This is a genomic window from Psychrilyobacter sp., from assembly GCF_037132775.1.
In the GTDB taxonomy this organism is placed as follows: domain Bacteria; phylum Fusobacteriota; class Fusobacteriia; order Fusobacteriales; family Fusobacteriaceae; genus Psychrilyobacter.
The window spans coordinates 1-7,898 of record NZ_JBAHZY010000002.1; the positions used below are offsets into that span (position 1 = coordinate 1).

Genomic DNA, 7,898 nt, shown 5'->3' on the forward strand with positions numbered 1-7,898 from the left:
CAACGACAAAATTACATTCTTAGTAATAAAAGCTAAAGCTATTGCTACAATTGGTGGCAGGACTGTCCACACTCCTAAATTTAACGCTGCCTCTGACGAATCTGCTCCGAACCCCAAACTACTCATAACTACTCATAACTACTCATAACTACTAACAACAATACAATTATTATATCTCTCATATCTTTCTTCCTTAGTTTTTAGAAGAAGGGAGATCTTTTAACTCAAAAAAAAGAGCTATCGGATCTCTACCGATAACTCTAATTTATAAACCCATAATTATGTATAATAGGCTCTATCTTAAAATCATTCGACAGCTCCCCATTATCATTTGATAATGGCAGTCCTATAGATATTATCCATAGTCCCAACCTAAGATTTTGACAAATCTTAAATTTCGGCAAAACTTCCTTTCATTTGGTATCAAAATCTATCCGATTCCTCCAAAATACTCCTAAGGTTTGCAACCTCTATCTTCATACATATATTTTATGTTGAGATAAGTATATCTATTTAAGCTCTATTTGTCAAACATATTTTTTTTATTTTATTTTTGCTGCAACTTTATTTCCTGAAATTCCTCCACCTATTAAAGCGGCAAAGAAAACCCTAAAAAAACACCCATACCAAAGAATATAAGAGTTACAAACCCTCTTGAAAACCCTGTAACAACATCTGTTAAAACTCCTGATGCACAACAAACTGAAAATGTCATACCAAATCCAAACATTATTCCACCAAGGATCAATCCAGAATTAACTTGATTTTATAAAATCTACTCTTCTTTCTGCAAAAAATTGTAGAGAGTTTTCTTTTGCCAAATCCATATTTTCTTGCCCTACTTGCTCTCATTATATTTTTAGACCTATTACTTATAAATCAAAATTTTGTTCTTCTTGTGGTAAAATTTACGCTGAAAAATGGGCTTCTAAACTTTCTTCGCAATTAATTGATCAAAAACATCGTCATGTTATTTTTACCTTACCTAAAGAAATATGGAACTACCCTATTATTAAAAGGGATCTTATGAGACCTGCCATTGCTGAGTATCGAATTACTAAATTTGAAAATAATCAAGTTACATTTTGGTATATCAATGTAATTACCAAAGAAAAAACATTTCTAACTCTTTCATTATTTAAATTTATTGGAAGACTTATTACTCATATTAACCCCAAAGGATTTAAAGCAATAAGAAGATATGGATTTCACGCACGTAATATTAAAATTAACATCATTTCATCATAAAAAATATGGTAATTTATATTATCCCTAGACTTTTAAAATTGAATATTCTCTCTCAACTTAGCCCTTAAGTCTTTTTTTTATGCAGTTTTTCCAATTTACCATTTCAATTTTACCTTTTAATTTCAAATCTGTCTTTTTTTTTAAAAATTTATATCAAGATTTGGTTTTATAATTTTCTAGATAATAAAAAAACCACTCCTAAAAATTAGGAGTGGTTTTCCTTTTTACAAGTTTCTTTCTATCTTTTTACTATTTCATCGATTTCTAACGCTACCTTTAATATTCCTTCTAAATCCTCTAATTTTAGCATATTAGGACCATCACAAGGGGCAGAGTCTGGGTCTTCATGTACCTCTGCAAATATTCCATCCACTCCTACAGCCAGTGCAGCTCTCATAAGTGGGAATACATATTCACGATTTCCACCTGTACACGTTCCCTGTCCTCCTGGAATTTGCACCGAATGGGTAGCATCAAATATCACAGGATATCCAAATTCTCTCATTTCCATAAATGATCTCATATCTACCACAAAGTTATTGTAACCAAAGGTTACCCCTCTTTCACATAACATAAAGTTTTCACTTCCAGCTTCCTGCATCTTATTGACCACATTTTTCATATCCCAAGGAGCTAAAAATTGACCTTTTTTTACATTTACAGGTAATCCTGTTTTAGCTGCTGCCACCAATAGGTCTGTCTGTCTACATAAAAATGCAGGTATTTGTATCATATCTACGACTTCTGCTACCCTCTCACACTGCCAAGGTTCATGTACATCTGTAATTACAGGTATATCATAGGTATCTTTTACCTTCTTTAGAATTCTGAGTCCCTCATCTATTCCTACTCCTCTAAATCCGTGGATCGATGATCTGTTGGCTTTATCAAAAGATGACTTAAAGACATAGTTTATCTCCAGTCTATCACATATTTCTTTGATCTTCCCCGCTACCCTGATACTCATCTCTTCAGATTCAATTGCACAAGGCCCTGCTAAAAGTGTAAATCTACCTCTATTTCCACCTATCTCAAATTTATCTGCTATTCTTACTGATTTTACCTCTTTCATCAACATATTTATTCCTCCCTATACCCTTTGAACTCATCCTTGTTAGTTCTTTATTTTATAAAATATCAATCCAATATATTCCCACGCAGCACTCCTAATATCCACAAAATTATCGGCAGCGGGAAAATAACTGTCCATCCCATAACTTTCTTTATATCTGGATACATATCCTGTAGGAGCTGGTATTACTTCTACACCATATTTTTCAAAGATGTATTTTGATCTCTTCATATGGGTAGCAGAAGTTATAAGAACTATTTTTTTATACCCATCTATCTCCATTAGGCCCTTTGTAAACTTTGCATTTTCTTCTGTAGTTTTACTTTTTCCCTCTATTATTATATCGCTACTGGGTATTCCTAGGTCCACCATCAGCTCACTATATATGCTTCCCTCTGATTTTTCTCCATCATACACTATTCCACCTGTAATGATTATTTTTTTAGGAGACTCTTTATATAGACGCACTCCCTCTATTAGTCTAAATAATGCTGCTTTACTTGGACTTCCAGTTGTAGAAGATAAGCTTTTAGGAGAGTTGTCATAGATTCCTCCTCCTAAAACTACATAACAATCTACTTTCTCTAGCCCCGCTCTGGTTATGGGAAGATAGTTTTTTTCCAAAGGTTGTACTATCAGGTCTTTTATTGGTTCTATAGACAATAAATAGATAGCTATTATTGTCATCAACAACAAAAGTTTTCCCTTTCCCACAGATTTTTTACGAAAACTCATCATAAATATAATAATCAAAAAAATTATAAATATCCCAGGAGATATAAATATATTAGATATAAATTTTTGAAGTAAAAACATGTTCCCTCCTTTATCGCCTACGGCGAAACTAACAAGTAATAACTAGTAACTTTTTAACACAGAGATTCACAGAGTCATAGGAAGAGATTAGCAGAGTTTTTTTTCTTTTCTTAGTCTTTCTTCAATATATTTTCCAGCTATTTCTCTATCATCAAAATGAATCTTTTCTCTACCTAGTATTTGATAATCTTCATGTCCCTTACCTGCTATGAGTATTATATCATCTTTATTTGACATAGATATGGCGTCGGCTATAGCTTTTTTTCTGTCGGCAATCCTCAGGTAATCCTTAGCTTCTTTAAATCCTTTTTCTACATCATTTAAGATTAACTCTGGGTCTTCTGTTCTCGGATTATCTGACGTCAATACCACAAAATCACTGAGTAATTCTGCTGTCTCTGCCATCCTAGGTCTCTTGGTAGTATCCCTGTCTCCTCCACACCCAAATACAGTTATAACTCTGCCTTTCTTTATCTCATTTAGAGCAGTCAAAATATTTTTTAGTGCATCCTCTGTATGTGCATAATCCACAACTACCATGAAATCTTGTCCCCTATCTACAGTTTCAAATCTGCCAGGAACTCCCTTTAATCCTTTTAAACGTTCTAGGATAGTTTCTATATCCAGTCCTAACTGAATACCTCCTCCAATAGCTCCTAAAATATTCATAAGATTAAACCGTCCTAAGAGTCCACTCTTTAACCTATAGCTTTTCTCTTCATAGGTTACTTCTATCTCTTGATTTATATTATCTATACTTATTATCTTTCCTCTTAAATTACCGACCTCTTCACCATAGCCTATCCCATGGAATTCATCGTATAATCTCTTTCCGTGGGAATCTTCTGCATTGTATACTCCACATTTACTATCTTTTAATTTAATAAATAATTTTCTCTTGGCTAAATAATAATTTTCAATTGTTTTATGGTAATCCATATGTTCTGGAGTCAGGTTAGTAAATATACCTGCATCAAAATCTAGCATCTCGACACGACCCATCTCAAGAGCATGGGAACTTACCTCCATCACTAAATACTCTATATTTTTTTCAACAGCTTTCTTACACATTTTTACTAGATCCATGGATTCTGGAGTTGTGTTAGGAGCTGGTATTATCTCATCACCGACCTTATACTCTATTGTACCTATTCTCATAGTATTTTTTAATATTTCATCCAAAATATAGGTGATCGTTGTTTTTCCATTGGTTCCTGTTACCCCTATAACCTTTAGATTTTTCTGAGGCCAGTTGTAAAAATTAGAGGCTATTACCCCTAGATGTAATCTCAGGTCTTCTACTAAGATATATGTGATCTCCTCGTTTAATATTTCTACATCTTTAGAAACCAATATACATTTTGCTCCCAATGATATAGCCTTTTCTATATAGTTATGGCCGTCTACCACACTTCCATCCAGTGCAACAAATATATTTCCCTCCACTACTTTTCTTGAATCATACTCCATTCCAGTATATTCCATCTCTTCTCCGGGATTTAATATCTTATATTCAATATTTTCTAATATTTTTTCTATATCCTTCACTCTTACCTCCTGTAATTGCCTACAGCAAAACTTAGAACCAACTTTCTCTTCGTGCACACTCTATTTCGATTCACAAATATTAAATTTATATTCTCTTCAGGAAATTTTCAGGTATCTCTCTCTCTATCTCAATATTATACTTAGGTATATTTACATAATATGAATAAAGATACATCATACTTTCCTTACTTACCCCATATTTCATATCTCCTACAATGGGCATTTTTTCATTGGCTAATTGCACTCTCAGCTGATGAGTCCTTCCAGTTCCTAATAACCCTTCTAGCAGAGTTCTTTCTTTTCCATTTTTAATCACTTTAAAGTAACTGATACTCTCCTTAGCTCCCTCTTCATATTCATCTAATTCTATTACCTTTGTTTCAGTCTTCTTCAAATAAGATTTAATTGTAAATTTATTTTTTTTCGGTTTTCCATCTACCAAGATATAATATTTTTTATCTACCCTTCTCTCTCTGATCTCCTCCGATAATTCTCTCACTACTGGCAGAGTTTTGGCTCCTATAATCATCCCAGAAGTAGCCTTATCTATCCTATTTACAAAAGTAAAGTTCATATTTTTCGTATATGCTTTCAACATCTCTGACAGCCCGTAGTCATGCCCGCTGCCCTTATGCATTACCATATTTGGTTTCTTGTCAAATATCAAGACTCTCTCATCTTCATAAACGATTCCAGCTTTTATATATTTTATCTCCTTCTCTGTTAGTTCTATAAATGATTTTTCCACGGTAGCTCCCTCACGCACAAAAACATTCACCACATCTCCTACCTGTAACCTGTATTTCCCCTCTACTTTTTTCCCATTTACTTTGATCTTCTTAGTCCTGAGATATTTAAATATCTCCCCTAATTTTACACCCTCATACTTTTTTCTTACAAACTTATCTACCCTGGTATCTTTGTATTCCTCTGTTATATTGTAATCCATTATCCCACCTCTAAAACTATTCTATTTTATTAAAATTATATCATATAATAACCATTCTTTCCTAAATTACATAAATTCAAATAACATTTTTACAAATTATTAAAAATATCTTATATTAGTATAATAGATGTTAACATTTATATTAAATTTTATAGTGTAAGTTAATTTATTAGGAGGATTTATATGGATTTTATAAAAATCCATATATTAGCTATTGGAATGCTAATACTTGGAGCGTATACAGGGAGAGTTATTGCTAAAAAGGTAAAACTGGGTGAAACCGTAGGTCAAATTTTAGGTGGGATGATTGTAGGACCTCATCTTTCGGACACTTGTACATGACTGGGCTTTTACAAAGGAAGGGCTCGTCTTTACATCTATTTTTCAAAAATTTGAGTATGTGTATACCCATGGTTTTGTTACCTATGGGAATGTTATAGAAGAAAGTCATTTTTTTCTTTTTTTCTTTTTAGGCTTAATAGCCTTTAGTTTAGGGGAGGAACTCCATTTTGACAGATTAAAAAAAATGGGAATAAAACCTACCATAATTTGTCTTACTGAGGCAATGCTTACGTGGGTTTCTATAACTTTGATCTTTTTTAAAGTATTTAATTTCCCGATTATTAACGCAGCTATAGTGGGATCTATCGGAATAGCTACAGCTACAGCTCTTACTTTTATTCTTATGAATAAGTTAAAGGTTGAGGGTAAATTGAAAAACATTTTAGCTAATATCGTAGTATTGGACGACATTATCGAAGTAATATTCTTTTCCGTGTTCTTAGGCATTGCAGTAATGATGCAAAATGGAGAGGAGTTATCCTTTGGATTTATTGCCTTTGAAGTTCTAAAGGAATTTTTCTTCGCTATATTGATAGGTGTTGTTATATTTTTCCTCCTCAAATTTACTGTGAAACCTAAAAAAGTAGATGAAACAGACGGATTGGAAATTGAAGTCGAAAGTTTTTACGGCCCAATGCTTTCAATAGAACTTTTCTTTATTATTTCAGGAATTATTGCTGTTGGTTCCGCCGTAGCATTGCACTTCCACCTGCCATTTTTAGTGATGGCAGTAGTCGCAGGCGCTTTGGTATCTAACTATCATTATCACGCTATCTTTCATTCCCTGCAATTAAGTAATGTTATGCCAGCTTTAAATTTATTTTTCTTTGCATTGATTGGAGCAAGTGTAAAATTAGAGACCTTCTCTAGCAAAACATTTGTTTTTGTCTTGGGATATCTCCTTGTAAGAGGTAGTGCCAAACTTATAGGAACATGGATTGGATGTCGTGTAACAGATCAGGAAAAAGAGATAACAAATAGTTTACCAAAATTGATGCTTCCACAAGCTGGAATGGCAGCAGTAGAGACTATCTTAGTAGCTACTGTCTTAAAAAATAGTGGCGGAGAACTTATCTTCAACACTATCATCCCTGCTCTCGTTGTCTTTGAAATTGGAGGAGCATGGATTTCAGAAAGAACTCTTACAGCTTGGAATAAATTTATGGGTGAAAAATATAAATCTCATCAAAAGAAAAAATCTTTTGCCATTGAAGATATCGTTGGAAATATTTGAGAATTTAATGCCAAGAATAAAAGAGATACAGTTGAAAGGTTAACTAAATTACTCCAGGAAAAATATCTGATCAAAGATGTCCATGAGATATCCCATGCTATTATGACCCGTGAAAAATTAGCCAGTACCGCTCTAGGTAAGGGAGTTGCTATTCCTCATTGCCGTACAGATGAAGTAAGTAAAACTATCTGTGTTTGTGGATTCTTAGCGAATCCTGTAGAATGGAACTCTCCAGATGGAAGGCCTATCGACATAGTTTTTCTGGTTATTACTCCTAAGGATAAACCTCAGGAATATTTACAGACTGTTAGAAGTATAATTCTTACCTTAAAGGAGTTAAGCCTTGAAGGGGAATTAAATCATAGTTTGCTCAGGAATATATTGGTAGGATAATCACCCCTCTTCCTTTTTATGGTATCTCCCTCAAAGGGAGATACCGAGGTAGAGTTTGAAAGTATAAGAATAGCCACTCAGAAAAATTCTGAGTGGCTATTCTGTAATGGTCGTATAAGTTCATACAAAGAGTGTTTAACCTTAAGCAAAAAAATAGGATATAATTTAAGAAAACAATATGGGGGATTTTGATTATGAATACACGAAAAACTTACTCTTCTAAGTTTAAATTTAAGATCGTTTTGGAAGCTTTTACAGAAAGAGAAACTTTACAGAAAATTGCTAATGATAATGAA

7 protein-coding genes, 1 pseudogene and 1 riboswitch are annotated in these 7,898 nt (G+C 33.3%); of the genes and pseudogenes, 3 read left to right on the plus strand and 5 right to left on the minus strand.

Annotated features, from left to right (window positions below):
• Positions 1–306: 306 nt before the first annotated feature.
• A riboswitch (Lysine riboswitch) is annotated at positions 307–481 on the minus strand.
• A 108-nt stretch (positions 482–589) separates the two neighbouring features.
• The 5 genes from V5784_RS00090 to V5784_RS00110 form a co-directional block, all read right to left on the minus strand.
• The gene (locus V5784_RS00090; protein ID WP_336887014.1) at positions 590–748 is read right to left on the minus strand and encodes a YeeE/YedE thiosulfate transporter family protein; all 159 of its coding nucleotides are present in this window, start codon (positions 746–748) and stop codon (positions 590–592) included.
• Positions 749–1,486: 738 nt separating this feature from the next.
• On the minus strand, positions 1,487–2,326 hold the full coding sequence (gene kdsA, locus V5784_RS00095; RefSeq protein WP_336887015.1) for a 3-deoxy-8-phosphooctulonate synthase: 840 nt from the start codon (positions 2,324–2,326) through the stop codon (positions 1,487–1,489).
• Positions 2,327–2,362: 36 nt separating this feature from the next.
• Positions 2,363–3,136, minus strand: a complete 774-nt coding sequence (locus V5784_RS00100) for a YdcF family protein (RefSeq protein ID WP_336887016.1) — start codon at positions 3,134–3,136, stop codon at positions 2,363–2,365.
• Positions 3,137–3,223: 87 nt separating this feature from the next.
• A complete protein-coding gene (locus V5784_RS00105; protein ID WP_336887020.1) occupies positions 3,224–4,675 on the minus strand; it encodes a UDP-N-acetylmuramoyl-L-alanyl-D-glutamate--2,6-diaminopimelate ligase in 1,452 nt (483 codons plus the stop codon).
• Between the two features lie 94 nt (positions 4,676–4,769).
• Positions 4,770–5,633 (minus strand): RluA family pseudouridine synthase, encoded by an 864-nt coding sequence (locus tag V5784_RS00110; RefSeq protein ID WP_336887017.1) that lies wholly within the window; start codon positions 5,631–5,633, stop codon positions 4,770–4,772.
• Positions 5,634–5,816: 183 nt separating this feature from the next.
• Between V5784_RS00110 and V5784_RS00115 the strand changes: the two genes are divergently transcribed.
• From V5784_RS00115 to V5784_RS00125, 3 genes and pseudogenes are all read left to right on the plus strand, one after another.
• A complete protein-coding gene (locus V5784_RS00115) occupies positions 5,817–5,975 on the plus strand; it encodes a hypothetical protein (RefSeq protein ID WP_336887018.1) in 159 nt (52 codons plus the stop codon).
• Between the two features lie 58 nt (positions 5,976–6,033).
• On the plus strand, positions 6,034–7,209 hold the full coding sequence (locus V5784_RS00120) for a cation:proton antiporter (RefSeq protein ID WP_336887019.1): 1,176 nt from the start codon (positions 6,034–6,036) through the stop codon (positions 7,207–7,209).
• 18 nt (positions 7,210–7,227) lie between these two features.
• Positions 7,228–7,602: pseudogene (locus V5784_RS00125) on the plus strand (PTS sugar transporter subunit IIA); the annotation flags it as partial.
• Positions 7,603–7,898 lie beyond the last annotated feature (296 nt).

Excerpts from the sequence above, each read along its gene's own strand:
- V5784_RS00100 (WP_336887016.1), bottom strand. The coding sequence starts at position 3,136 with ATGTTTTTACTTCAAAAATTTATATCTAATATATTTATATCTCCTGGG.
- kdsA (WP_336887015.1), bottom strand. The coding sequence starts at position 2,326 with ATGTTGATGAAAGAGGTAAAATCAGTAAGAATAGCAGATAAATTTGAG.
- V5784_RS00110 (WP_336887017.1), bottom strand. The coding sequence starts at position 5,633 with ATGGATTACAATATAACAGAGGAATACAAAGATACCAGGGTAGATAAG.
- V5784_RS00115 (WP_336887018.1), top strand. The coding sequence starts at position 5,817 with ATGGATTTTATAAAAATCCATATATTAGCTATTGGAATGCTAATACTT.